At 59.9% G+C, this 25,263-nt stretch carries 26 protein-coding genes and 1 other RNA gene; 9 read left to right on the top strand and 18 right to left on the bottom strand.

The features are described from left to right. Positions 1–29 precede the first annotated feature (29 nt). Both BMY54_RS10450 and ffs read left to right on the top strand, forming a co-directional pair. Positions 30–1,193, top strand: a complete 1,164-nt coding sequence (locus BMY54_RS10450; protein WP_093431828.1) for a zinc-binding metallopeptidase family protein — start codon at positions 30–32, stop codon at positions 1,191–1,193. Between the two features lie 134 nt (positions 1,194–1,327). Beyond that, positions 1,328–1,424: signal recognition particle sRNA small type (ffs, locus tag BMY54_RS10455), an RNA gene on the top strand. A 194-nt stretch (positions 1,425–1,618) separates the two neighbouring features. Here the strand turns inward: ffs and BMY54_RS10460 are convergent. Next, positions 1,619–2,368, bottom strand: coding sequence for a substrate-binding periplasmic protein (locus tag BMY54_RS10460; RefSeq protein WP_093431831.1), 750 nt, complete (start codon positions 2,366–2,368; stop codon positions 1,619–1,621). 145 nt (positions 2,369–2,513) lie between these two features. On the opposite strand from BMY54_RS10460, the gene dnaX reads away from it, so the two are divergent. From dnaX to BMY54_RS10490, 5 genes are all read left to right on the top strand, one after another. Beyond that, positions 2,514–4,616 carry a DNA polymerase III subunit gamma/tau gene (gene dnaX, locus BMY54_RS10465; RefSeq protein ID WP_093431834.1) on the top strand — a complete coding sequence of 701 codons (2,103 nt, stop codon included), beginning with the start codon at positions 2,514–2,516 and terminating at the stop codon, positions 4,614–4,616. A 67-nt stretch (positions 4,617–4,683) separates the two neighbouring features. Further along, complete coding sequence (locus BMY54_RS10470; protein ID WP_016984747.1) at positions 4,684–5,022, top strand: YbaB/EbfC family nucleoid-associated protein; 339 nt, start codon at positions 4,684–4,686, stop codon at positions 5,020–5,022. Positions 5,023–5,303: 281 nt separating this feature from the next. Beyond that, positions 5,304–6,338, top strand: coding sequence for an NADP-dependent oxidoreductase (locus tag BMY54_RS10480; RefSeq protein ID WP_093431840.1), 1,035 nt, complete (start codon positions 5,304–5,306; stop codon positions 6,336–6,338). 66 nt (positions 6,339–6,404) lie between these two features. Next, entirely contained in the window at positions 6,405–7,007 is a 603-nt protein-coding gene (gene recR / locus BMY54_RS10485) for a recombination mediator RecR (protein WP_007918335.1), read from the top strand. Positions 7,008–7,199: 192 nt separating this feature from the next. Next, positions 7,200–8,348 (top strand): acyl-CoA dehydrogenase family protein, encoded by a 1,149-nt coding sequence (locus BMY54_RS10490; protein WP_093431843.1) that lies wholly within the window; start codon positions 7,200–7,202, stop codon positions 8,346–8,348. Between the two features lie 110 nt (positions 8,349–8,458). On the opposite strand, the gene BMY54_RS10495 is transcribed toward BMY54_RS10490, so the two are convergent. Continuing rightward, on the bottom strand, positions 8,459–9,007 hold the full coding sequence (locus BMY54_RS10495) for an adenine phosphoribosyltransferase (protein WP_034152844.1): 549 nt from the start codon (positions 9,005–9,007) through the stop codon (positions 8,459–8,461). Between the two features lie 78 nt (positions 9,008–9,085). Beyond that, positions 9,086–9,820, bottom strand: coding sequence for a fumarate/nitrate reduction transcriptional regulator Fnr (gene fnr, locus BMY54_RS10500; RefSeq protein ID WP_007918332.1), 735 nt, complete (start codon positions 9,818–9,820; stop codon positions 9,086–9,088). A gap of 154 nt (positions 9,821–9,974) precedes the next feature. On the opposite strand from fnr, the gene BMY54_RS10505 reads away from it, so the two are divergent. Beyond that, the gene (locus tag BMY54_RS10505) at positions 9,975–10,457 is read left to right on the top strand and encodes a hypothetical protein (protein ID WP_093431846.1); all 483 of its coding nucleotides are present in this window, start codon (positions 9,975–9,977) and stop codon (positions 10,455–10,457) included. Here BMY54_RS10505 and hemN read toward each other — a convergent pair. The 7 genes from hemN to BMY54_RS29930 all read right to left on the bottom strand — a co-directional run bounded on the left by hemN (position 10,454) and on the right by BMY54_RS29930 (position 17,896). Next, the gene (gene hemN, locus BMY54_RS10510; RefSeq protein WP_093431849.1) at positions 10,454–11,836 is read right to left on the bottom strand and encodes an oxygen-independent coproporphyrinogen III oxidase; all 1,383 of its coding nucleotides are present in this window, start codon (positions 11,834–11,836) and stop codon (positions 10,454–10,456) included. The genes BMY54_RS10505 and hemN overlap by 4 nt on opposite strands. Positions 11,837–12,036: 200 nt before the next feature. Then, complete coding sequence (locus BMY54_RS10515; protein WP_064116888.1) at positions 12,037–12,720, bottom strand: sulfite exporter TauE/SafE family protein; 684 nt, start codon at positions 12,718–12,720, stop codon at positions 12,037–12,039. After that, on the bottom strand, positions 12,713–12,925 hold the full coding sequence (ccoS, locus tag BMY54_RS10520; RefSeq protein WP_093431851.1) for a cbb3-type cytochrome oxidase assembly protein CcoS: 213 nt from the start codon (positions 12,923–12,925) through the stop codon (positions 12,713–12,715). The genes BMY54_RS10515 and ccoS overlap by 8 nt, the downstream gene beginning before the upstream one ends. 24 nt (positions 12,926–12,949) lie before the next feature. Further along, positions 12,950–15,400, bottom strand: a complete 2,451-nt coding sequence (locus BMY54_RS10525; protein WP_093431854.1) for a heavy metal translocating P-type ATPase — start codon at positions 15,398–15,400, stop codon at positions 12,950–12,952. Positions 15,401–15,612: 212 nt separating this feature from the next. Further along, positions 15,613–16,152 (bottom strand): FixH family protein, encoded by a 540-nt coding sequence (locus BMY54_RS10530; RefSeq protein WP_093431857.1) that lies wholly within the window; start codon positions 16,150–16,152, stop codon positions 15,613–15,615. An 11-nt stretch (positions 16,153–16,163) separates the two neighbouring features. Then, the gene (ccoG, locus tag BMY54_RS10535; RefSeq protein ID WP_093431860.1) at positions 16,164–17,579 is read right to left on the bottom strand and encodes a cytochrome c oxidase accessory protein CcoG; all 1,416 of its coding nucleotides are present in this window, start codon (positions 17,577–17,579) and stop codon (positions 16,164–16,166) included. Beyond that, positions 17,579–17,896: a hypothetical protein gene (locus BMY54_RS29930; RefSeq protein ID WP_139213396.1), complete on the bottom strand. Its 318-nt coding sequence runs from the start codon at positions 17,894–17,896 to the stop codon at positions 17,579–17,581. The genes ccoG and BMY54_RS29930 overlap by 1 nt, the downstream gene beginning before the upstream one ends. A 270-nt stretch (positions 17,897–18,166) precedes the next feature. Between BMY54_RS29930 and BMY54_RS10540 the strand changes: the two genes are divergently transcribed. Next, positions 18,167–19,171 carry a metallophosphoesterase family protein gene (locus tag BMY54_RS10540; protein ID WP_093431863.1) on the top strand — a complete coding sequence of 335 codons (1,005 nt, stop codon included), beginning with the start codon at positions 18,167–18,169 and terminating at the stop codon, positions 19,169–19,171. A 37-nt stretch (positions 19,172–19,208) separates the two neighbouring features. On the opposite strand, the gene BMY54_RS10545 is transcribed toward BMY54_RS10540, so the two are convergent. The 8 genes from BMY54_RS10545 to BMY54_RS10580 all read right to left on the bottom strand — a co-directional run bounded on the left by BMY54_RS10545 (position 19,209) and on the right by BMY54_RS10580 (position 25,263). Then, on the bottom strand, positions 19,209–19,628 hold the full coding sequence (locus BMY54_RS10545; protein ID WP_093431866.1) for a type II toxin-antitoxin system VapC family toxin: 420 nt from the start codon (positions 19,626–19,628) through the stop codon (positions 19,209–19,211). Further along, positions 19,628–19,882: a type II toxin-antitoxin system Phd/YefM family antitoxin gene (locus tag BMY54_RS10550; protein WP_175559588.1), complete on the bottom strand. Its 255-nt coding sequence runs from the start codon at positions 19,880–19,882 to the stop codon at positions 19,628–19,630. Before BMY54_RS10550 ends, BMY54_RS10545 begins: the two co-directional genes overlap by 1 nt. 529 nt (positions 19,883–20,411) lie before the next feature. Beyond that, a complete protein-coding gene (ccoP, locus tag BMY54_RS10555) occupies positions 20,412–21,395 on the bottom strand; it encodes a cytochrome-c oxidase, cbb3-type subunit III (protein WP_093431872.1) in 984 nt (327 codons plus the stop codon). Continuing rightward, positions 21,392–21,577, bottom strand: a complete 186-nt coding sequence (locus BMY54_RS10560; protein WP_003175465.1) for a CcoQ/FixQ family Cbb3-type cytochrome c oxidase assembly chaperone — start codon at positions 21,575–21,577, stop codon at positions 21,392–21,394. Before BMY54_RS10560 ends, ccoP (BMY54_RS10555) begins: the two co-directional genes overlap by 4 nt. 5 nt (positions 21,578–21,582) lie before the next feature. After that, positions 21,583–22,191 (bottom strand): cytochrome-c oxidase, cbb3-type subunit II, encoded by a 609-nt coding sequence (gene ccoO / locus BMY54_RS10565; RefSeq protein WP_093431874.1) that lies wholly within the window; start codon positions 22,189–22,191, stop codon positions 21,583–21,585. Then, positions 22,191–23,633: a cytochrome-c oxidase, cbb3-type subunit I gene (gene ccoN, locus BMY54_RS10570; protein ID WP_093431876.1), complete on the bottom strand. Its 1,443-nt coding sequence runs from the start codon at positions 23,631–23,633 to the stop codon at positions 22,191–22,193. Before ccoN ends, ccoO begins: the two co-directional genes overlap by 1 nt. A gap of 482 nt (positions 23,634–24,115) precedes the next feature. Beyond that, on the bottom strand, positions 24,116–25,069 hold the full coding sequence (gene ccoP / locus BMY54_RS10575; RefSeq protein ID WP_093431879.1) for a cytochrome-c oxidase, cbb3-type subunit III: 954 nt from the start codon (positions 25,067–25,069) through the stop codon (positions 24,116–24,118). Beyond that, a complete protein-coding gene (locus BMY54_RS10580; RefSeq protein WP_093431882.1) occupies positions 25,066–25,263 on the bottom strand; it encodes a cbb3-type cytochrome oxidase subunit 3 in 198 nt (65 codons plus the stop codon). Before BMY54_RS10580 ends, ccoP (BMY54_RS10575) begins: the two co-directional genes overlap by 4 nt.

The raw sequence follows: 25,263 nt of genomic DNA on the forward strand, positions 1-25,263 counted from the left end.
GTCTTGGCAAGCCCCAGGGAGAGATCGCCATGCACCGCTTTTTCGAGCAGCTCAGTTCCCGCATCATCGCGCCGTTCATGGGCGAATCCTCACGCAACAGCAAAGTCTGGCCGTGCCGCTGCGGCCAGTCGCTGTTCTTTCGCAACAGCCAGTGTCTGGCCTGTAATGCGTTACTCGGTTATCAAGCCGAAGAAAGTCGCCTGACCTCGCTGCAGCCGGGGCCGTATGAGGGCACCTGGACGCTCGATGCCGACCCCGAGGCCGGCCTGTTCCGCCGCTGCGCCAACCTCGACACAGCCGCCGCGTGCAACTGGCTGCTGCCGGCCAACGATCACGACAGCCTGTGCATCGCCTGCAGCCTCAACCGCACCATCCCCGACCTGTCCGCCCCTGACAACCCTGAGCGTTGGCGCAAAGTCGAAATCGCCAAGCGTCGCCTCGTTGCGCAACTGATCACCCTCGGCCTGCCAGTCATCCCGAAAACCGTTGATGAAGACACTGGGCTGGCCTTCGACTTCATCGGCGTCGACCTCGAAGGCAACGCACCGATGACCGGCCACGCCAATGGCCTGATCACCCTCGACATCAAAGAAGCCGACGACGCCCACCGCGAGCAGGTGAGGGCGGCGATGCATGAACCCTATCGCACACTGCTTGGGCATTTTCGCCATGAGGTTGGCCACTATTACTGGGATCGCCTGATCGCCAACGGCCCCTGGCTCGGCTCATTCCGCAGCCTGTTCGGCGACGAACGCGCCAGTTACGCCGAAGCGCTTGATCGTCACTATCAACAAGGCGCACCTCAGGACTGGCCGCAGCACTACGTCAGCGCCTACGCAACCATGCACCCGTGGGAAGACTGGGCGGAAACCTGGGCGCACTACCTGCACATGATGGATGCGGTGGACACCGCGCTGGGTTTTGGCATGAGCGCGCGGGAAATGGATTTCGACTACCAGCCGTTTCCGCCCAGCACGCTGTACGACCCGGAGCATCCCGGTGGCGAGGCGTTCCTGTCATTCGTCAACGCGTGGATCGAACTGGCCGGCATGCTCAATGAACTGTCACGGAGCATGGGCCAGCCGGATTTTTACCCGTTCGTGCTGCCGGCGCCAGCGATTGCCAAACTGCACTTCATTCATCTGGTGATCCAGCAGGCGGGCGGCAGGGCGGATGAAGTTCTGGCCCTGTAGGCGCTGCCGCAGGCTGCGATCTTTATGTCCTTGAACCCGTTCATATTTTTAATCTGCAACCAACGGTTGTAACTTCGTCTCAGATAGGTACAATGGCGCGGCTCGCCGACAGGCAAGCGTCGTTATGGTGACCCCATCGGTCCCCCCGCAACGATTACCCGTGAACCTGGTCAGAGCCGGAAGGCAGCAGCCACAGCGGGAACATTGTGTGCCGGGGTGTGGCTGGTGGGGTTACCACCTTAACGAACAATCGAACGCTTAAACAGAACTGCATGGGTTTCGCCCACTGCGGTTTTTTTGTGTCTGCGATTTGGCCAGTGCCCTGAGTTAACTGTGGGAGCGAGCTTGCTCGCGAAGGCGTCAGACCTGCCAGAGATGAGTTGACTGAGACACCGCTTTCGCGAGCAGGCTCACTCCTACAGGGGTTATGGGGTGGCTTCAGAGGACCCGGTATAGAGCCGGATAATCTCATCAATCTCCCCCGACATTTTCATCCGCAACAACGTGCGCAATATTCGCTGCACCGGTACCTTCGGATCATTCCGCACATAACAACCGACCTTCTGCTCCTGCAACACCGCCACCCCTTGCAGCTGTTGCTCAGGTAGCAGGCGCTGGTTAAACCAGTCCAGCGTCCACTGATTGCTCACCGCATAGCGATAACGCCCGGCCAACAGTTTTTCCAGCACCTGCTCCTGATTGCGCGCATCTTCACGTTGCAGCCGATCCGCATCAAACAGCGGTTGCAGAGTCGGGTAGGTGTAGCCCAGAACGGTGCCGATGGATTGGCGGGGCAAATGCGCGGGGACGACACTGTTAGGTTGATCTTTGCGGCTGATCAGCAGATCGCGCTGGAAGAACAACGGCAGACTCCAGATGTAATCCCCCGACTGATTTGGCAGCCATGACTGTGCGGCATAGCAGCGCACGTCGATCTCGCCGTGTTCCATGGCGGTCTGCACGCGGGCGCGGGGCAGGACGTGAAACTCGGCCGGTACGCCGACCTGCGTGGCCAGGCTGAGCATCAGGTCGTAGAGAATGCCTTGGGTCGGTCGGCCGCGTTCGAATTGCACCATCGGCATTGCCCAGCTGTCGGGCATGGCGAAGCGCAACGGGGTTTCCGCTGCCGTCACGTTCAGGCTGATTCCCAGCAACGCCCCTAAGGCCCACCGCATAAACGCTCCGGTAATTCCCGATCCCGAGCCGATAAAAGCCTCTGCTCATGCAGCTTAGCCATATTAGACGAGGACACCGGATGCAATTTTGCCCTTGCTCCGCTAGCATTAGCCGCTTCAGCTTCCTTCGTTGCGACGGTTTTCGATGAGTTATCAGGTTCTTGCACGTAAATGGCGTCCGCGCTCGTTCCGCGAAATGGTCGGCCAGACCCATGTGCTCAAGGCTCTGATCAATGCCTTGGACAGCCAGCGGCTGCACCACGCGTACCTGTTTACCGGTACGCGCGGGGTGGGTAAAACCACGATTGCGCGGATCATTGCCAAATGCCTGAACTGTGAGACAGGTATCACTTCCAGCCCGTGCGGCGAGTGTTCGGTGTGCCGTGAAATCGATGAGGGGCGCTTCGTCGACCTGATCGAGATCGACGCCGCGAGCCGCACCAAGGTCGAAGACACCCGCGAACTGCTCGACAACGTGCAGTACGCGCCAAGCCGTGGGCGCTTCAAGGTCTACCTGATCGACGAAGTGCACATGCTCTCCAGCCATTCCTTCAATGCGCTGCTGAAAACCCTCGAAGAGCCGCCGCCGTACGTCAAGTTCATCCTGGCGACCACTGATCCGCAGAAACTTCCGGCAACGATTTTGTCGCGCTGCCTGCAGTTCTCGCTGAAGAACATGACGCCGGAGCGTGTGGTCGAGCATTTGACCCACGTTCTCACTGCCGAAAACGTGCCGTTTGAAGACGATGCACTGTGGCTGCTCGGTCGCGCCGCTGACGGTTCGATGCGTGACGCCATGAGCCTCACCGATCAGGCGATTGCTTTCGGTGAAGGCAAGGTTCTCGCTACCGACGTGCGGGCGATGCTCGGCACGCTGGATCACGGTCAGGTCTATGACGTCCTGCATTCATTGATCGAAGGCGACGCCAAGGCGTTGCTCGAAGCCGTACGTCACCTGGCCGAACAAGGCCCGGACTGGAATGGCGTGCTCTCGGAAATTCTTAATGTGCTGCACCGCGTGGCCATCGCCCAGGCGCTGCCGGAAGGCGTCGACAACGGCCATGGCGACCGCGATCGCGTATTGGCACTGGCGCAGGCCTTGCCGGCTGAAGACGTGCAGTTCTATTACCAGATGGGCCTGATCGGCCGCCGCGATTTACCGCTGGCGCCGGACCCGCGTGGTGGCTTCGAAATGGTCCTGCTGCGGATGCTGGCCTTCCGGCCGGCAGATACGGCAGACGCACCGAGGCAACCGCTAAAGCCAGTGGGGATCAGCCAGGCCACAGTTGATTCCGCAAACTCCGTGGCTGCCGCGCCTAAACCTGCGCCGGTAGTCGCTGCGGCTGTTGCGCCGACGCCTGCTGTAGCGCCTGCGCCAGTGGCTGCACCTGCACCTGCACCGGCTCCCGAGCCGGCGCCGGTTGCTCCTGTTGCCGCGCCAGAACCTGAGCCAGCGCCTCTCGTCGCTGAAGAAGTCGTCGACCTGCCGTGGAATGACCCGGTGGAACCCGAGGCCGACCCCGAGCCTGCGCAGCAACCCGCCGTCGAACCGGTACTGGAAACCACCGCCGAGCAACCCGAGTTGCCGCCAATGCCACTGCCGACCCCGGACAGCGTCGTTCCGGAAGCGCCTGAGTGGGCCGCCGCGCCGATTCCCGAGCCGTCGGTCGCCGACGTCGATGCCGCCACCCCGGGCATGGACCTGGACGACGAGCCGCCGCTGGATGAGGATTACATCGAGCCGGACATCGATTCGGCCTACAGCTACCTCGACGAACTGGCCAGCGAACACGCTGCCGAGCCTGCCCCGGAACCCGAGCCAGAGCCGGCTGCGGCGCCGGCCACAGGTCTGGCGTTGCAGTGGCTGGAGCTGTTCCCGAAACTGCCGATCTCCGGCATGACCGGCAGCATCGCCGCCAACTGCACATTGATCGCCGTCGATGGCGACCATTGGCTGATGCACCTCGACCCGGCGCACAGCGCACTGTTCAACGCCACGCAGCAGCGTCGTCTCAACGATGCCTTGAACCAGTTCCACGGTCGCACGCTGAGCCTGACCATCGAGCTGATCAAGCCCGAGCAGGAAACCCCGGCCCAGGCCGCGTCCCGTCGGCGCGCCAACCGTCAGCGCGAGGCGGAGGAGTCAATCCATGGCGATCCGTTCATCCAGCAGATGGTTCAGCAGTTCGGCGCGGTGGTGCGAAACGATACTATTGAACCTGTCGACGCCTTGGTCACCCAAGGCTAATAACTGAAGGTGCCCGGCCGCGCTGGCCGGGCGCTGTTTTGATCCAAGTACTTTTGAGGTGATTCCCATGATGAAAGGTGGCATGGCCGGCCTGATGAAGCAGGCACAGCAGATGCAGGAAAAAATGGCCAAGATGCAGGAAGAACTGGCCAACGCCGAAGTCACCGGTAAGGCCGGCGGCGATATGGTCACCGTGGTGATGACCGGTCGCCACGACGTCAAAAGCGTGAGCATCGACCCAAGCCTGGTTGAAGGTATGAGCGAAGATGACAAAGAAATGCTGGAAGCGGTCATCGCCTCCGCCGTCAACGACGCAGTGCGCAAGATCGAAAAGAACAGCCAGGACAAAATGGGCAACATGACCGCTGGCATGAACCTGCCAGCCGGTATGAAACTGCCATTCTGATTCGCCATCCGGCGGCAGATGAGCTACACAAAATGCCAGGCATTGCGCCTGGCATTTTTGTTTCTGGCCGATCGTTCCCACGCTCTGCGTGGGAATGCAGCCCGGGACGCTCCGCGTTCCAAGTCCAGAGCCGAACGCGGAGCGTCCGTTGCGGCATTCCCACGCGGAGCATGGGAACGATCAACTCACCTCGGTCCACCGGAATAAACATCGAACGCCCAAAAGCCTCAACGGTCTGCTCCCTATACCCGCTGAATTAACCCTTCACAGGAGACGCTGACATGTCCGACTCTCTTACCCTCAACCAACGCTTCGTCCTCGCCTCGCGTCCGGTTGGCGCGCCGACCCCGGAAAACTTCCGCCTCGAACGCGAAGCCTTGCCGGATCTGCAGGACGGTCAGGTATTGTTGAAAACCCTGTACCTGTCCCTCGATCCCTACATGCGCGGGCGCATGAGCGACGCACCGTCCTACGCCGCGCCGGTACAAATCGGTGAAGTGATGACCGGCGGCGCGGTCAGCCGTGTCGAGGATTCACGTCATCCGAAATTCCATAAAGGTGATCTGGTGGTCGGCGCGACCGGTTGGCAGAGCCACAGCATCAGCGATGGCCGTGACATCATGCCGATCCCTGCCGGGTTGCCGAGCCCGTCGATGGCGCTGGGTGTGTTGGGCATGCCCGGCATGACCGCGTACATGGGGCTGATGGACATCGGTCAGCCGAAAGAAGGCGAAACGCTGGTGGTGGCGGCTGCCTCCGGCGCGGTCGGCTCGGTAGTCGGGCAAGTGGCCAAGATCAAAGGCCTGCGCGCAGTCGGCGTGGCCGGCGGTGCCGAGAAGTGCAAGTACGTGGTCGAAGAGCTGGGTTTCGATGCCTGCATCGATCACAAGGCGCCCGATTTTGCCGAGCAATTGGCCAAGGCCTGCCCCAACGGCATCGACATCTATTACGAGAATGTCGGTGGTCATGTCTTCGATGCCGTGGTGCCGTTGCTCAACCCCAAGGCGCGCATTCCGCTGTGCGGCCTGATCGCCGGTTACAACGCCTCCGAAGCGCCAAAAGGCCCGGATCGCCTGCCGATGCTGCAACGCACGCTGCTGACCAAGCGCGTGCGCATTCAGGGCTTCATCGTGTTCGACGACTACGGTGATCGTCAGCCGGAGTTCATCAGCCACATGGTGCCGTGGGTACGCGATGGCAAGGTGAAATTCCGCGAGGACGTGGTCGAAGGCCTTGAGCAGGCGCCCGAGGCGTTTATCGGTCTGCTGGAAGGGCGCAACTTCGGCAAACTGGTGGTGAAGGTCGCCCAGGACTGAGTATTTGACGCTGGCCAGAGGCGCGGGTATAAACCGCGTCTCGTTGTTTTGTCGGACTTTTTACCCATGAGCTTCAGCCCTTTGATTCGCCAACTGATCGACGCCTTGCGCACTTTGCCGGGCGTGGGGCAGAAAACCGCTCAGCGCATGGCGTTGCAGATGCTTGAGCGTGACCGCAGCGGCGGCTTGCGCCTGGCCCAGGCCCTCAGCCAGGCCATGGAAGGGGTCGGTCACTGCCGTCAGTGCCGCACGCTGACCGAAGACGATCTGTGCCCGCAATGCGCCGATACCCGCCGTGACGATACGTTGCTGTGCGTGGTGGAAGGGCCGATGGATGTGTATGCGGTCGAGCAGACCGGTTTCCGTGGCCGCTACTTTGTGCTCAAGGGGCATTTGTCGCCGCTCGATGGCCTGGGGCCTGAGGCGATCGGCATTCCGCAGTTGATGACGCGGATCGAAGAGGCGGGCACGTTTACCGAAGTCATCCTCGCGACCAACCCGACCGTGGAAGGTGAAGCGACGGCGCATTACATTGCTCAGCTGTTGAGCAACAAAGGCCTGATCGCCTCTCGCATTGCCCACGGCGTGCCGTTGGGTGGTGAACTGGAACTGGTCGATGGCGGCACGCTGGCGCATTCGTTTGCCGGGCGTAAACCGATTTCTCTCTGAATTTGCAGTGTCTGAGCTGACGCCTTCGCGAGCAAGCTCGCTCCCACATTGGTTTTGTGTCATTCACAAATCCCCTGTGGGAGCGAGCTTGCTCGCGAATGGGGTGACTCGGTTTGGCTGATTCACACAATTGAGTTGAAAACCAAGCAAGCGCTCGGTTAAGTTCGGCGAACCTTTCCGTGGAGCTCGCCCATGCCTGCCTTTCAGGAATACTTCGACCCCAGCCACCAATTGGTCCGCGACAGCGTCAGACGTTTCGTCGAACGCGAGATCCTGCCGGACATCGATCAGTGGGAAGAAGCCGAAAGCTTCCCCCGCGAGCTGTACCTGAAGGCTGGCGCGGCAGGCATCCTCGGCATCGGTTATCCGGAAGCGCTGGGAGGCAGCCATGCAGGCGATCTGTTCGCCAAGGTCGCCGCGAGTGAAGAGTTGATGCGCTGCGGCTCTGGCGGCCTGGTAGCGGGGCTGGGATCGCTGGATATCGGCCTGCCACCGATCGTCAAATGGGCCCGTCCCGAGGTGCGTGATCACGTTGTGCCGCAAGTGCTCAGCGGCGAAAAGATCAGTGCCCTGGCCGTCACCGAACCCGGCGGCGGCTCCGACGTCGCCAACCTGCAAACCCGCGCCGTGCGTGACGGCGATGTCTATCGCGTCAGCGGCAGTAAAACCTTTATCACCAGTGGCGTGCGCGCCGATTTCTACACCGTCGCGGTACGCACCGGTGCGCCGGGGTTTGGCGGCATCAGTCTGCTGCTGATCGAGAAGGGTACGCCGGGCTTCACCGTTGGCCGGCAGTTGACAAAAATGGGTTGGTGGGCGTCGGACACGGCTGAGTTGTTCTTCGACGATTGCCGCGTGCCTGCAGAAAACCTGATCGGCGCCGAGAACATGGGCTTCGCCTGCATCATGGGCAACTTCCAGAGCGAACGGCTGGCGTTGGCGCTGATGGCCAACATGACCTCACAGCTTGCACTGGAGCAAAGCCTGAGGTGGGCGCGCGAGCGCGAAGCGTTTGGCAAGCCGATCGGCAAGTTTCAGGTAATCAAGCATCGCCTCGCCGAGATGGCGACTGCGCTGGAAGTCTCACGCGAATTTACTTACCGGCAAGCGGCGAAGATGGCGGCGGGGCAGAGTGTGATCAAGGAAATTTCCATGGCGAAGAACTTTGCCACGGACACCTCGGACCGGATCACCACCGAGGCGGTGCAGATTCTTGGCGGGCTGGGTTATATGCGCGAAAGTCTGGTGGAGCGGCTGTATCGGGATAACCGCATTCTGTCGATTGGCGGCGGGACGCGGGAAGTGATGAACGAGATCATTAGCAAGCAGATGGGGCTTTAGGTTTCGGCGTGAGGCTGCCGGACCCTTCGCGAGCAAGCTCGCTCCCACAGTTGGAATGCGTTCCCTTGTGGGAGCGAGCTTGCTCGCGAAAGCGTCCGGGAGGGCGCTACTTATTTATCAGTCAGGGCAAACTGCGTCAGGCAGAAGCTAGGAATGCCCATGTCCTCAAGACGCTGCGAACCACCCAGCTCCGGCAAATCAATAATCGCCGCCGCCTCATGCACCCGCGCGCCCATGCGGCGAATCAGGTTCGCGGCGGCGATCAACGTCCCGCCCGTGGCAATCAAATCATCGAACATCACCACCGAATCGCCTTCACACAGGCTGTCGGCGTGCACTTCCAGGAACGCTTCGCCGTACTCGGTTGCGTAACCTTCGGCCAGTACGTCCGCCGGCAGTTTGCCTTGCTTGCGGAACAGCACCAGCGGCTTGTTCAACTGATAGGCCAGCACCGAGCCGATCAGGAAGCCACGGGCATCCATCGCGCCAATGTGGGTGAAATCAGCTTCGACGTAGCGGTGGGCGAAACTGTCCATCACCAGGCGCAGAGCCGTCGGCGACTGAAACAGCGGGGTGATGTCGCGAAAGATCACGCCCGGTTTCGGGAAGTCGATCACAGGGCGGATAAGCGATTTGATGTCGAAGGAGTCGAAGACCATCGTCGAGGTGTCCTGGCAGGGCTGCAAACGGCGCAGTATACCCGCGGCTGAAACGCTTCGCTCAACCGCGGATCGAGATCAGCCTTCGATCGAGCCACCGGCCAGCGCGCAGAGCTGGATCGGGTCGAGGATGTGAATCTCTTTGCCCTCGGCGGCGATCAGTTCGTTCTGCTGAAAACGGGTGAAAACCCGGGACACGGTTTCCACCGCCAGACCGAGGTAGTTGCCGATTTCATTGCGCGACATGCTCAGGCGGAACTGGTTGGCCGAAAATCCGCGAGCGCGGAAGCGGGCCGAGAGGTTGACCAGGAAGGTAGCGATGCGCTCGTCGGCGGTTTTTTTCGACAGCAGCAACATCATTTGCTGGTCGTCGCGGATTTCCCGGCTCATGACGCGCATCAACTGGCGGCGTAGCTGCGGCAGTTGCAGGGCCAGTTCATCGAGACGTTCAAAAGGGATTTCGCAGACCGAAGTGGTTTCCAGTGCTTGGGCGGAGACCGGGTGTTTCTCGGTGTCCATGCCGGACAGGCCGACCAGTTCGCTCGGCAGGTGGAAACCCGTCAACTGCTCTTCGCCGCTGTCGCTGAGGCTGAAGGTCTTCAGGGCGCCGGAGCGTACTGCATAAACGGAATCGAACGTGTCGCCCTGGCGGAACAGGAACTCGCCCTTTTTCAGCGGGCGGCCGCGTTTAACGATTTCGTCCAGCGCATCCATGTCTTCCAGATTCAGAGAAAGTGGCAGGCAGAGAGGGGCCAGGCTGCAATCCTTGCAATGGGCCTGGTTGTGAGCGCGCAGTTTAACTGGCTCGGACATTTCTTGGATCCTTGTGGGAAAACACACATAAGCCGTAAGGGTAACTCACGGGAGGACATTCAGGCCAGTCTGGGGCGACTTTGCCCTACAGCCATAAAGCCACAGGGCCAGCAGCCGATAAACAGGTATCAAAGTGCATACAAGGAACGATTCGATGGCCGCGATTGGTACGCTGGGCCCCGCTAGCAGCGACGTTGCGGCAACGCCGGAAGCGTTTAAAGCTGCGTCCGGCAATGCACGCGATCCAGGCTCGCCCGAAGAGGCAACCCCGACCTTGGTCGAGGGCGTCAAAGTGTCGCTGTCCGGCGCATCGATCGAAAAGGCCGCCAGTATCGGTGGCGAAAACAGCGACATCGAGAACAGTGGCTTGCCAGAGAACATCCAGCAATTGCTGAAGATGATCCGCAAACTGCAAAAACAGATTGCCGAGAAAAAGGCACTCATCGAAGCGGTCATGGCCGACAAGCGCCTTTCCAACGAAGAAAAGATCATCAAGGCTGCCGCGCTGCGAGGCGCTATCGCCGCGTTGAATACCGGCCTGATCACGGCCAATCTGGCTTTGTCCAAAGTGGTCGGGCAGTCCGGGTTGACCGCGGATCAGAACCTGAGCGTCGGTTCGTTGCTGACGAAAAACTAGATCACCCGCGAAAAACGCTGACGGTTCTGCTGTTCCAGGTAGGCATCGAACACCATGCACACCGAGCGCACCAGCAGACGACCCGCCGGCAAAACGGCGATCCGCTCGCGATCCAGCGCGATCAGGCCATCACTGGCCATACCCTGCAACTGCGGCCACAGCGCGCCGAAATAGCCCTGAAAATCGATGTTGAACTGCTGCTCGATCTCGGCGAATTCCAGGCTGAAATTGCAGATCAGTTGCTGAATCACCGCTCGGCGCAAGCGGTCATCGGCGTTACACACCAAGCCCCGGCTGGTCGCCAGTTGTGCGGCGGCGAGGGTGTTCTGGTACTCGTTGAGATCGCTGCTGTTCTGGCAGTACAGATCGCCAATCTGGCTGATGGCCGAAACGCCCAATCCGATCAGGTCGCAATGGCCGTGAGTGGTGTAACCCTGGAAGTTACGTTGCAGGGTTTGTTCTTCCTGAGCAATCGCCAGCTCGTCATCGGGCAGGGCGAAGTGATCCATGCCGATGTAGCGATAGCCGGCGGCGGTGAGCTGCTCGATGGTGCGCTCAAGCATTTCCAGCTTCTGCGCAGGCTCGGGCAATTCATTGCCGTTGATCCGTCGCTGCGGCATGAAACGCTCGGGCAGGTGCGCATAGTTGAACACCGAGAGCCGGTCCGGTTGCAGGCTGATGACTTCTTCAACGGTGCGGGCGAAATTTTCCGAGGTCTGTTTGGGCAAGCCGTAGATCAAATCGATATTGATCGAGCGAAATTGCAGAGTACGCGCAGCATCGATCACCGCGCGGGTTTCTTCCAGACTTTGCAGGCGATTGACCGCGCGCTGCACCGCTGGATCAAGGTCTTGCAGGCCGATGCTGACCCGGTTGAAACCCAGTTCGCGCAGCAGGCCCATGGTCGACCAGTCGGCTTCACGCGGGTCGATCTCGATGCCGTAATCGCCGGAGTCGTCATCCAGCAGATTGAAATGCTTGCGCAGGTGCGCCATCAACTGACGCAGTTCGTCGTGGCTGAGAAAGGTCGGCGTGCCGCCACCGAAGTGCAGTTGTTCGACCTTCTGCGCCGGGTCGAGGTGGCAGGCGATCAACTGGATTTCCTGCTCCAGCCGCTGCAGGTAGGGCAGGGCGCGACCACGATCCTTGGTGATGACTTTGTTGCAGGCGCAGTAGTAGCAAATGTTCGCGCAGAACGGCACATGCACATACAACGACAACGGGCGCAGGGCCTTGCGGCTGTCGCGCAGGGCATGAAACAGGTCGAAGGTGCCGACCTGACTGTGAAATTGCACGGCCGTCGGATACGAGGTGTAGCGCGGCCCCGCCAGGTCGTAGCGGCGGATCAGATCAGAGTCCCAACGAATGGCGTCGAGCATGCGGGCATTCCCCCGGATAGGCTGGCAGTGTGGGCGAGTCTATAGGGCGGCGGCGATGGGGCTTTTGATTTGCATCAACGGGGAGAAGTGTGGTGTTAGTGCGGGCCTCTTCGCGAGCAGGCTCGCTGCCACATTGGATCGGTGGTGCAACAAAAATCCCCTGTGGGAGCGAGCCTGCTCGCGAAGGCCGCGCCGCCGATCTAATGGCCCATGAGCCAATGCTGATGTGGGCCGGGCAATGTCCAGATCCCGAACAGGATCACCAGCAGTCCACCCGCCATGCGCACGCTGCGTTTGCGCAAAATGGCAGTCACGCGTTCCGCCGCAAGCCCCGTCGCCAGCAAAACCGGCCAGGTGCCGAGGCCGAACGCGAGCATCAACAACGCACTGTCCAGCGCATTGCCCTGACTCGCCGACCACAGCAATGTGCTGTAAACCAGTCCGCACGGCAGCCAGCCCCACAACGCGCCAAGTAGTAACGCGCGCGGCACACTCGACACCGGCAGCAAGCGGTTGGCCACCGGTTGAATGTAACGCCACAGCCCGCGCCCCAAACTTTCAATGCGCGTCAGCCCGCTCCACCATCCGGCCAGATACAAACCCATGGCGATCAGCAACAACCCGGCCAGCACACGCATGAACAATGCGGCTGGACTGTTCGCCACCGCCCATCCCGCCAGCCCGATCAGCAAGCCCGCCGTGGCATAACTGAGGATTCGGCCAAGGTTATACGCCAGCAACAAGCGGAAACGCCGGCTGCGCTGTTCCTTGGGAATCGCCAGGGTCAGCGCGCCCATCAAACCGCCGCACATGCCCAGGCAATGACCGCCACCGAGCAGGCCGAGGATCAATGCCGATACCAGCAAGGGCGCCAGTTCAAGCATGAGGTGGGGCCTTGTCGTCCGGTTTGTCGGGGTTGGCTTCGTCCACGGCGGCGGTGTGGTTCGGATCCTGATCATCGAACAGGATGCTGTGCGCCGGTCCGTCGAGGTCGTCGTACTGACCGCTGTCCACCGCCCAGAAAAAGATGTAAACGGCGATGGCCACGATCAGCAGGGCGGCCGGGATCATCACGTAGAGAGCTGGCATCTGTACTCCAGGTGCCCGCGCGGCTCAGGCCGGCAGCGGGCGGGTGTGCGATCGGGTGCTGGCGGGCGGCGGACTCGGCAGGCGAGTCAGGCGCAGGGCATTGAGCACCACGGTCAACGAACTGATCGACATGCCGACGGCGGCCCACACCGGAGTGATCCAGCCGAGGGCGGCGAACGGCAACATGAGGCCATTGTACAGCGCCGCCCACAGCAGGTTCTCGATGATGACCCGACGGGTCCGCCGCGCGAGCGTGAAGGCTTGGATCAAGGCGTCGAGGCGGTTGGACAGCAACACCGCATCGGCACTGGTTTTCGCCAGATCGGTGGCCGAACCCATGGCCACGCTGATGTCGGCCGCGGCGAGTACCGGCACGTCATTGACGCCATCGCCGAGCATCAGCACTTTGCGACCTTCCCGGTGCAGCTGTTGTAGGACTTGCAGTTTGTCGTCTGGGCGCAAACCGCCACGAGCTTCATCGATGCCCAATTCCGCAGCTACACTGGCGACCATTGGCGAGCTGTCGCCGGACAACAACAGCGTACGCCAGCCGCGCGCCTTGCACGCGGCGAGCAGGGCGGGGGCGTCGTCACGCAAGCGGTCGTCGAGAACGAACCACGCCAGTGGCCCTTGAGTGTCGCCGAGCAGCAACCATTGGCCGGCCTCATTCGGCATGGCGGGCACGTTCGCACCGCTGAGGGCGCAGACAAATTCTGCCTGACCGATGCGCAAACGCTGTCCGCCCACCAAGCCTTCGAGGCCAAGCCCCGGCGTGCTGTGGACTTCTTCAGCGGCCAGCGGCGCACGGCCAAAGGCACGGGCAATCGGGTGTTCCGAACGGTTTTCCAGTGCGGCGGCAAGGCTCAGGCATTCATCGCTGTCGCGCGCGCCGAGCGGGCGAATCGAGCGCAGCACCAGTCGGCCTTCGGTGAGGGTGCCGGTCTTGTCGAAGATCACCGTGTCGATTTGATTCAAGCCTTCCAGCACGTGACCACGGGTCAGCAGCAAACCGAGTTTGTGCAATGTCCCGGTGGCTGCGGTGAGCGCGGTCGGTGTGGCCAGCGACAGCGCGCACGGGCAGGTCGCAACGAGCATGGCGAGGACGATCCAGAATGCGCGCGATGAATCCAGCTCCCACCAGAGCAGGCCGATGGCCGCGGCGGCAATCAGTGATAACAGCAAAAACCATTGCGCGGCGCGGTCGGCGATTTCCGCCAGTCGCGGTTTTTCCGCCTGGGCGCGGTCGAGCAGACGGACGATGGCCGACAGGCGCGTGTCTTGGCCCAGCGCCTGAACTTCCACGGTCAACGCGCCTTCGACATTGAGCGTGCCGGCAGTGACCGTGTCGCCGAGGGTACGCGGTTGCGGCAGGTATTCGCCGGTGAGCAGCGATTCGTCGATGCTCGATTGGCCGTCGATGATCTTGCCGTCCGCCGGCAGAATCGAGCCGGCCTGCACCAGAATCCGCTCGCCGAGGCGCAGTTCGCTGAGCAGGATGCGTTCGCTCTGGCCGGCTGCATCAAGGCGCAGGCAGGAGGCAGGCAACAGATTGACCAATTGCGCGGTGGCGGCAGCGGTGCGTTCGCGGGCACGGCGTTCGAGATAGCGGCCGGCGAGCAGGAACAGTGCAAACATCCCCACCGCGTCGAAATACAACTCGCCGACCCCGGTGATCGAGGTCCAGATCCCGGCAATGTAGGCACTGCCGATCGCCAGCGACACCGAGACATCCATGGTCAGGTGGCGTGTGCGCAGATCGCGCATCGCGCCTTTGAAGAACGGCGCGCAGCTGTAGAACACGATCGGTGTGGTCAGGAACAGCGCGACCCAGCGCAGGATCGTGTGCAGCTCGGGGCTGAGGTCGATGTTGAATTCCGGCCAGGTGGCCATGGTCGCCATCATCGCCTGGAACCACAGCAGCCCGGCGACGCCGAGCTGACGCAGGGCCAGGCGGTTTTCGCTGGCCAGTTGTTCGCTGGCGCGATCGGCCTGATACGGGTGGGCGGCGTAGCCGATGTGGCGCAGTTCGGCGAGCACTTGGCTCAGCGGTAATTGCGCGTCGGCCCAGCGCACGTGCAAGCGATGGTTGGACAGGTTCAGCCGCGCTTCGGCCACGGCGGGCAGCGTGCGCAGGTGTTTTTCGATCAGCCAGCCGCAGGCGGCACAACTGATGCCTTCCATCAACAGGGTGGTTTCAGCCAGTTCGCCTTCATGGCGGACGAAGGGTTGCTGCACATCGGCGCGGTCGTACAGGGCCAGTTCATCGACCAATTGCACCGGCAATGCTTCGGGGTTGGCCGAGGCTTCGCTGCGGTGTTGGTAATAGCTTTCCAGGCCGCCGGCGACGATGGCTTCGGCCACGGCCTGACAGCCCGGGCAGCAGAATTCGCGGGATTGCCCGAGTACGACGGCAGTGAAGCGGCTGCCGGACGGGACCGGCAGGGCGCAGTGATAGCAGGGGAGTGGGGTGGTCATGGCATCGTTGAGGGGTTAAGCCCTTGCATTGGGGTTGTCCGCTTGCCCTCACCCCAGCCCTCTCCCGGAGGGAGAGGGAGCCGATCGGTGTGAGCCGGAAAAACTGGTTCAGTCGACTGGATCTTTACTGTCATACACAAAACGTGCAAACGCTCGAGATCAGTTCCCTCTCCTGGGGGAGAGGGCTAGGGTGAGGGGGCTTTTGAAGTTGTTTACTTCTTCAAGTCTTCGGCACCTTGCAGCGGTTCATCACCCAGCAGCAGATCCTTGTCATGGTTAACCAATTCTTCCTCGAACATCCGCCAGACGTGATCATCCTGACTGCCCAGCAACTCGACAAACCGGCGACCTTCAACTTTGTCACCCAATTGACCGATGTAACGCCCGGTTTCAGTCTCGCTGCGGGTCAGGACAATCTTGCGATCCTTCTCCGGCTGCGTCGGTGAAATCAGGTTCAGCTCCAGGGTCTTTGGCTGACTGTCACCGCTCAAGCGCAAATCAACTTCACCGGTCACGTCATCCAGATGCACAGCGGCGCGCATTTTCAGAGTCTGTGCCAACAGTTCACGGTCCAGCGAACGGTTGATGCCTTTGCCGGCCTCGTAGTAGTTGTCGTTGACCAGGTTGTCCGGGTTGTTCACCGCAATGGTCACCATGGACAGGGTCAGGGTCACCGAACAGGCCAGAATCCCGATGATGATCCATGGCCAAAGGTGCTTGTACCAGGGACTTGCGGCGTTTGCTGCGGGCATGTTCAGTTCTCTCAACGGATTTGTGGGCCGATGAATCGGCTCTTGGCTTCAACGTGGACGCTGTCGTCATCGGCATCCTTGAGGATGAATTTCACCTCGTTGGTGCTCGATGGCAGTTGCTCCGGTGCGCTCGACAACTCGACCGGCATGCTGACGATGTCGCCGGCCGCGACTTTGATCTCGCGTTTGCCTTGCAGGCGCAGGTCGGGCAGGCCCGCGGCTTCCAGCACGTAAGTGTGGTCGCGCTGATCCTTGTTCATGATCTTCAGGCTGTAGACGTTTTCGATCCGGCCTTCGGCGTTTTCGCGGTACAGCACGCGGTCCTTGCTAACGTCGAAGCCGACCAGCGAGCGCATCACGAATGCAGTGACCAACAGGCTGATCATCGCCAGCAACACTACGGCATAGCCGATCAGGCGTGGCCGCAGTTTATGGGTTTTCTGCCCGGACAGGTTGTGTTCGGTGGTGTAGCTGATCAGCCCGCGCGGGTAATCCATCTTGTCCATGATGCTGTCGCAGGCGTCGATGCAGGCCGCGCAGCCAATGCACTCGATCTGCAGGCCGTCGCGGATGTCGATGCCGGTCGGGCACACCTGAACGCACATGGTGCAATCGATGCAATCGCCCAGCCCCTGGGCCTTGTAATCGACGCCTTTCTTGCGCGGGCCACGGCTTTCACCGCGACGCGGGTCGTAGGAAACAATCAGCGTGTCCTTGTCGAACATCACGCTCTGGAAGCGTGCGTACGGGCACATGTAAATGCACACCTGCTCACGCAGCCAACCGGCGTTGCCGTAAGTGGCGAGGGTGAAGAAACCGACCCAGAAATACGACCAGCCATCGGCCTGGCCGGTGAAGAATTCGAAGACCAGTTCACGGATCGGCGAGAAGTAGCCAACGAAGGTCATGCCGGTGACAAAACCGATCAACAGCCACAGCGCGTGTTTGGCGAATTTGCGCGCAAATTTGTTGGTGCTCATCGGCGTCTTGTCGAGCTTGATGCGCTGATTGCGGTCGCCTTCGGTGACCTTCTCGCACCACATGAAAATCCACGTCCACACACTTTGCGGACAGGTGTAGCCGCACCAGACTCGGCCGGCGTACACGGTAATGAAGAACAGGCCGAACGCGGCAATGATCAACAGGCCCGAGAGCAGAATGAAATCCTGTGGCCAGAAAGTGGCGCCGAAGATGAAGAACTTGCGCTCCGGCAGGTTCCACCACACGGCCTGATGACCGCCCCAGTTCAGCCACACCGTACCGAAATACAGCAGGAACAATGCCGCACCGCCCATCATCCGCAGATTGCGGAACAGGCCGGTGAACGCGCGGGTGTAGATTTTTTCTCGAGAGGCGTAAAGGTCAACGCTGTTGTTCGCGTTTTTGCTCGGTGGTGTGACGTCGTGTACCGGAATCTGGTTGCTCATCATTGCATCCCACGGCAGTGGAAAAATGCCTCGGTCGATACGTGCCAACCCAGGTCAGAAAGGGGTGTTGCAGTGGCGCAATGATACGCCGGTCGCTCTGGATCAAGGGTGCGACCTTTGGTCGCGTTGGGTAAAAAACCTGAATGGTGTAGCGAATGCAGCAAAGCATGATGCAGGTCAATTGACTTGTTGAGTATGGACGGTTTTGGCTTGAGGGCTAATTCATTGTTTCCATGGGAGAACAGTCCGCCGCTGCGGTCATTGCGAGTTTCATAAAAAAGCCTGGTCAGATTGGACGCCCGCACGAATGGCGTCACGTTCAGGGTTTCCTTTGCACAACTCGACGCGTGTCTGGCCTGAAAGAAAACTTTGAATGTGGTTTTGCGTGGGCCACGCCACGTTGAATGGAACTTGTCATGTTTATTTTCAGTGCTCTGCAGGTTATTAAACTTGTGCGGCTAGTGTCTCTGAAATAAATCCAATTGATTGTTCTTTGTGAGTGCTTTGAAGTTTTCTGTTTTTTCGAATAAGTTCTGTTTGCGCGAAAAGTTTGCGCCTGATTGATTAATTTAAACGGAATTTAATGTATGGCTTTTAACAAGTTTGCAAGCGTTGTGCTGGGTGTGTGTTTATGGGCGACGGGTGCATCGGCGCAGGCTATAACCGGAACACCGAAACACATGGTTTTTGCCTCGGATACTCAATATCCCTGGACCGACAAGACCGATGACCGGGAGCCGGAATCCGACGCCGAATTCGATGTTCGTTCGAAATGGCTGGTTGATACTCAGCTTGGGAGTATTGCCGAGTTCAGAAATCAGCACGGCTCTCAAGCCCAGGTGCCTTTGATGATCAATGGCGATATAACCGCTTTTGGTCATGGCTGGCAGCGTTCGTTCATGAAGGATTTACTGACCAAGCACTTCAAAGGTGAGTATTTATACGGCTTGGGTAATCACGATTATGAAAACAATGTTGATGATTGTTTTAGTAATAGCTGTGCGGCGGGAAGTATTGTCGAGTTCAAAGAGCACCATGAGCGTAAAGTCGACAGCTTTGATCTGAAAATCACCAGTGGGTTTCTCAGTAAAAAGTACTCTGGCAGTCTCGCCTATTCAAAAAACATCGGCGAAGTTCATATGGTTCAACTCAATAACGAACCGACGTATACCACCCGGATTGCTCATCCATTGAACCCGACGACATTTGAAATCAACGATGCGCTCGACTGGCTCGAGACGGACCTCAGACTGGCGCGAGCCTCGGGGTACGCCATCATCATCAATATGCATAAACCGTTGCGCCACCAGGGGACCCAGGCGCAACAGAAACGCTTCACCGATATGGTCAATAAATATCAAGTGACGGCGATCTTTGCCGGCCATTTGCATAAGGATGGAGGTGATGCCTATTGGGAGGGTAGCGTACCCATCTACCTGAGCGGCAGTACGTCTCAGCAAACCTATCTGATTGCCAGTTTCACCGAGGACCGCAAGCAGTTGCAGGTCTATCTGGTGAAGAACAATCAGTGGCGCAATCGAACGCTGATCGATACGACGCCGGTGCATTCAATCTTTGCCAAGCGCCCATAAAAAAGCCCCGCCAGTGATTAGGCGGGGCTTTGGACGATCAGTGATTGGCCGCGTTCCATGGATTGATCAGATGAACGCCGCTGAGTTGGAAATCGGCAACATTACGGGTGACCAGCGTCAGCCCATGAACAAGCGCGGTGGCGGCGATCAAAGCGTCGCATTCATTGCTGCGATCAGGCACGTGCAGCTGTGCGCATCGGCTAGCGACGGCGCTATCGACCGAGAGGATTCTTCCCGAGAATGCGGGTTTGACATGACGCTCGAGCCAGTTGCGCAGCATCCCTCCTTGTGGCGGGTCGCGGCGTTCGATACGCAGAATGCCGGTTTCCAGCTCCAGCACAGTGATGGCCGATAAATACAGGCTGGCCGGGGCGACGCTGTTTGCCCATGTCACCACCTGCTTGTTGGCCTGGGGTTTTCGCAGTTCGGAAACTACATTGGTATCCAGTAGAAACATTAGGACAGGTCCACGCTGCGAGGAGTGATGACGGCGCGCTCGGTTTCGAACTCGATGTCAGGCGCATTCGGCATGACCAGCAGATCGACGATGCTGGTCTGGCTACCGGTCAGTTTCTGGTATTCCTCGATGCTCAGCAGTACATGGGCAGGTTTGCCACGATCGGTAATGATGACCGGGCCCTGATGCGCGGCTTTTTTGGCGGCACTGGTGTCCTGGTTGAATTCGCGGCTGGAAATGGTCGTGATGGCCATCATGTTCGGCCTCCGGTGATTCTGGTGTAGAAACGTTACTACTTTGGGGTTTGCCCAGCAATCAAAAAGGTGGGTTGCGGACGATCGGTTTATCACTGTCATAACGGCACCGGCGAAAGCGCCCCGGCCAAAGGGCAGGGGCGCAGGATATTGGACGTAATTCGCTGTGTTTTGCTGCCCCCTGTCAGGGCAATCTGCCGCCGCCAAGACCGTCCAGACCGCCGCTGTTACCTGGGCGACCTACAGGGTTTGGTGAGGGTGAGCGTGCGGGTGCCACAGGCCTATTCACCGCCGTTGCTTCATGATCATGGAGGGGCTGCAAACGTTTTGGCAGTGTGGTTTCGTCATTCTTTGACATGTAGGCTTCATCCTTGAAGGTTGACCCGATGCTGTTCATCGGAGTGGGAAAAACCTACAGGGCAGTGCTGCTCAGGTCTATTGAGCATATGTCTCAAGGCATGAATGCCAGCATGAAAAAAGGCCCCGCCAATCAACATTGGCGGGGCCTTTTGTACTTCAAGCGCTGGCCTTACTCGGCGTTCGCTTCGGGTGCTTTTTCACCGTGGGACAGGCTGTAAACATATGCCGCCAGCAGGTGCACCTTGTCGTTGCCTTGCAGTTGTTCCTGCGCAGGCATCTGGCCCTGACGGCCGTAACGGATGGTCTGCTGCAGTTGCGCGAAGCTCGAACCGTAGATGAACGCGCCCGGGTGGGTCAGGTCAGGCGCACCCATGGCGGGGGTGCCTTTGCCGGCCGGACCGTGGCAGGCCACGCAGTTGGCGGCGAACAGTTTGCCGCCGTTGGCCGGATCAGCCTTGGTGCCTTCCGGCAGCTTGCGGCCATCCAGGTTGGTCACAACGAATGCTGCTACGTCGGCAACACCTTGCTCACCGATGACTTCAGCCCAGGCCGGCATCACTGCGTGACGACCGCCCATGATGGTGGTCTTGATGGTTTCCGGCTCGCCGCCCCAGCGCCAGTCGGCGTCGGTCAGGTTAGGGAAACCGTAGGCGCCCTTGGCGTCGGAACCGTGGCACACCGAGCAGTTGGAGGCGAACAGACGGCCACCCATCTTCAGTGCTTGCGGATCCTTGGCCACTTCTTCGATTGGCATGGCAGCGAACTTGGCGAAGATCGGACCGAACTTGGCGTCCGAGCGGGCCATTTCCTTTTCCCACTCGTGCACGCCGGTCCAGCCGGTCTGGCCGTTGGCGAACGCGGTCTGCTTGTCGTTATCGAGGTAGTTGTAGCCCGGCAGCAGGCCTTTCCAGTTGCCCAGGCCCGGGTACAGCACCAGGTAACCCAAGGCAAAAATGATGGTGCCGACAAACAGCATGAACCACCATTTCGGCAGTGGGTTGTCGTACTCCTCGATCCCGTCGAAAGAGTGCCCGACCGTCTCGTCCGTCTGTTCGCTGCGCTGGCCCTTGCGGGTCGACAGCAGCAGCCAGGTCAGGGAAAAGATCGTACCGAGACTGAGGACTGTGACGTACAGACTCCAGAATGTAGTCATTCTTTGTTACTCCTAGAAGCTTGCTCGACGTGCTTGATGGCTTCGGGATCATCCGCAAAAGGCAACAAGGTCGCGTCTTCAAACTCCGACTTGCGCTTGGGGCTGAACACCCACAGCGCCAGACCGATGAAGGCCACCATCACGACAACGGTGCCCAGGCCACGAATCATCCCGATATCCATCCAGATCACCGTTTGCTTTTGATGATGGTGCCCAGGCCTTGCAGATAGGCCACCAGCGCGTCCATTTCGGTTTTGCCCTTCACGGCATCCTTGGCCCCGGCGATGTCTTCGTCGGTGTAAGGAACGCCGAGCGTGCGCAACACTTCCATCTTCCTGGCAGTGTCTTTGCCGTCGAGCTTGTTTTCTACGAGGAACGGGTAAGCCGGCATTTTCGACTCAGGCACGACGTTGCGCGGGTTGTACAAGTGCGCACGTTGCCAGTCATCGGAGTAACGACCGCCGACACGGGCCAGATCTGGCCCGGTACGTTTGGAACCCCACAGGAACGGGTGATCCCAGACGCTTTCACCGGCGACCGAGTAGTGCCCATAGCGTTCGGTTTCAGCGCGGAACGGACGGATCATCTGCGAGTGGCAGCCGACACAGCCGTTGGCGATGTAAACGTCGCGGCCTTCCAGTTCCAGCGCCGAACGCGGCTTCATGCCTTCGACCGGCTTGTTGGTGACGTCCTGGAAAAACAGCGGAACGATTTGGGTCAGGCCGCCAACGCTGACGGCGATGACCATGAAGAAGGCCAGCAGGCCAATATTCTTCTCGACAGCTTCATGCTTCATCAGTGAGCTCCAACGACAGCGATCTGGGCAGCGGCTTCGGCTTCAGCCGGGTTCGAGGCGCGCACGGTGCGCCAGACGTTGTAAGCCATCAGGAACATGCCGCTGGCGAAGAAAGCACCGCCCAAGGCACGGACGATGTAGCCCGGGTGGCTGGCTTGCAGCGCTTCAACGAACGAATAGGTGAGGGTGCCGTCGTCGTTGATTGCACGCCACATCAGGCCCTGCGTGATGCCGTTGACCCACATCGAAGCGATGTACAGCACGGTGCCGATGGTCGCGAGCCAGAAGTGCGCGTTGATCAGGCCGACACTGTGCATCTGCGCACGCCCGAACAGGCGCGGGATCATGTGGTAGATCGCGCCGATCGAGATCATCGCGACCCAGCCGAGGGCGCCGGCGTGTACGTGGCCGATGGTCCAGTCGGTGTAGTGCGAGAGCGAGTTGACGGTCTTGATCGCCATCATCGGCCCTTCGAAGGTCGACATGCCGTAGAACGCCAGCGAAACCACGAGGAAGCGTAGGATCGGGTCGGTGCGCAACTTATGCCAGGCGCCAGACAGGGTCATCATGCCGTTGATCATGCCGCCCCAGCTTGGCGCCAGGAGGATGATCGACATCGCCATGCCCAGCGATTGTGCCCAATCCGGCAGTGCGGTGTAGTGCAGGTGGTGTGGGCCGGCCCAGATGTACAGGGTGATCAGGGCCCAGAAGTGCACGATCGACAGACGATAGGAGTAGATCGGACGTTCGGCCTGTTTCGGCACGAAGTAGTACATCATCCCGAGGAAACCGGTGGTCAGGAAGAAGCCCACCGCGTTGTGGCCGTACCACCACTGGATCATCGCATCGGTCGCGCCGGAGTAGGCGGAGTAGGACTTGAAGAAGCTCACCGGCAGGGAGGCGTGGTTGACGATGTGCAGCATCGCCGTGACCACGATGAACGCACCGTAGAACCAGTTACCCACATAAATGTGCTTGGTTTTGCGCTTGGTAATGGTGCCAAAGAACACCAGACCGTAGGTGACCCAGACAATCGCCAGCAGAATAGCCAGTGGCCATTCCAGTTCCGCGTATTCCTTGGTGGTGGTGTAACCCAGCGGCAAGGTAATGATCGCGCCGACGATCACCGCTTGCCAGCCCCAGAAGGTGAAGGCCGCGAGGCTATCGGAAATCAGTCGCGTCTGGCAGGTTCGCTGCACGACATAGTAGGAAGTGGCAAACAGTGCACAGCCACCGAAGGCAAAAATCACCAGGTTTGTGTGCAACGGGCGCAGGCGTCCAAAGCTCGTCCACGGCAGACCGAAGTTCAACTCCGGCCAAACCAGTTGCGAGGCGATGAAGACACCGAGCCCCATGCCAAGGATCCCCCAGACCACCGTCATGATGGCGAACTGGCGGACTACCTTATAGTTATAAGCAGTCGGACTGATTGCTGTGCTCATTCTAAGGTTCCACGGTTTGGGTGTTTTATTAGGATTAAAATCGGCCGCAAGTATGCAGAGAGCAGGGGGTCATTGCAACGCGCCATGACCTGGGTCAATGCTTTCCAACGCTGATTCTGCGGCCTTTCCATGCGCCGCGTAAGGACAAAATTGGCCTCGGACAAAATGTCGCAGCGGACGAAAAAAGCGAGGGGTTCAGGTCGCTTGTAACGGAGTGTGTTCAAACGCTCAGTTCGGGTGACGGACGGTAAATGGCACGACAGCCGGTATCTACCGGCGTTTGCGGCCACATCAGTCAGCCGGTTCGCGGAACACAGCAGTCAGCGTTGACCTGGAACCGGCACAAGCCAGTCCGCATCGAGCAAGCGTAGACCCGAATCAGAGGAACCGAAAGGAGAGGGTGTGAAGGGGTGCGACAATGCGTCGCAAAGGGGCTGGATGCTGCCGCACCGAGAATGGTGCGGCAGATGTGTACGCAATGATTACTTCTTGTTGTCTTCAGTAATAAGTTTTTCTGTATTCAATCCATGTGACAGGCTGTACACATAAGCGGCAAGCAATTGCACTTTATCGTTGCCCAACAGCTCGTTCTGCGCCGGCATGTGACCCTGGCGACCATGGCGAATGGTCTGCTCGAGTTGGGTCAGGCTGGTGCCATAGATAAACCCGGCCGGGTGCGTCAGATTCGGCGCGCCCATGGCTTCAGTACCTTGGCCGGTCGCCCCATGACAGGCCACGCAAGTAATGCTGAACGCTTGCTGTCCGGCTTGCAGGTCAGCCTTGTTGTCGGCTGGCAATGGCAAACCGGCCAGTTCGTGACGCACATAAGCGGCCACGTTCTTCACCCCGGCTTCGCCCAACACTTCGCCCCAGGCCGGCATCGCCGCCATCCGGCCACCCATGATGGTGGTCTTGATGGTGTCGGCGTCGCCGCCCCAGCGCCAGTCGCTGTCGGCAAGGTTAGGGAAACCGAACGCGCCTTTGGCATCGGAACCGTGGCACACCGAACAGTTGGAGGCGAACAAGCGGCCACCCATTTTCAGCGCCTGTGGGTCCTTCGCCACTTCTTCCAGCGGCATGGCGGCGAACTTGGCGAAGATCGGCCCGAATTTGGCGTCGGCCTTGTTCATTTCCTTTTCCCACTCGTGCACGCCGGTCCAGCCATCCTCGTAACCCGGCAGGATGCCTTTCCAGTTGCCCAGGCCCGGATAGAGGATCAGATAGCCCACGGAAAACACCAGCGTGCCGGCGAACAGCATGAACCACCACTGCGGCAGCGGGTTGTCGTACTCCTCGATGCCGTCGAAGCTGTGGCCCATGGTCTGGTCGACGCTGCCCTTGGTCTCGCCCCGGCGGGTGCCGATCAGCAGCCATGTCAGGCCGATCAGGCTGCCGATGGTCAGTACGCAGATCCACGTACTCCAGAAGGTGGTCATGGCCGGGTACTCCTTGTCTCATTTACTGGGGTTGTGTCGGGTTGCAGCTCGTCGGCGAACGGCAGCAGACGCGCTTCGGCGAACTCCGGGGTGCGCTTGCGGTTGAAAACCCACAAGGTCAGGCCGACAAAGGCGACGAACACCACGACCGTGCCGAGGCCACGAATCATGCCTGCACTCATTTCAATGACCAT

Origin of the sequence: Pseudomonas sp. ok266 (genome assembly GCF_900110195.1) — a bacterium.
Lineage (GTDB): Bacteria > Pseudomonadota > Gammaproteobacteria > Pseudomonadales > Pseudomonadaceae > Aquipseudomonas > Aquipseudomonas neuropathica.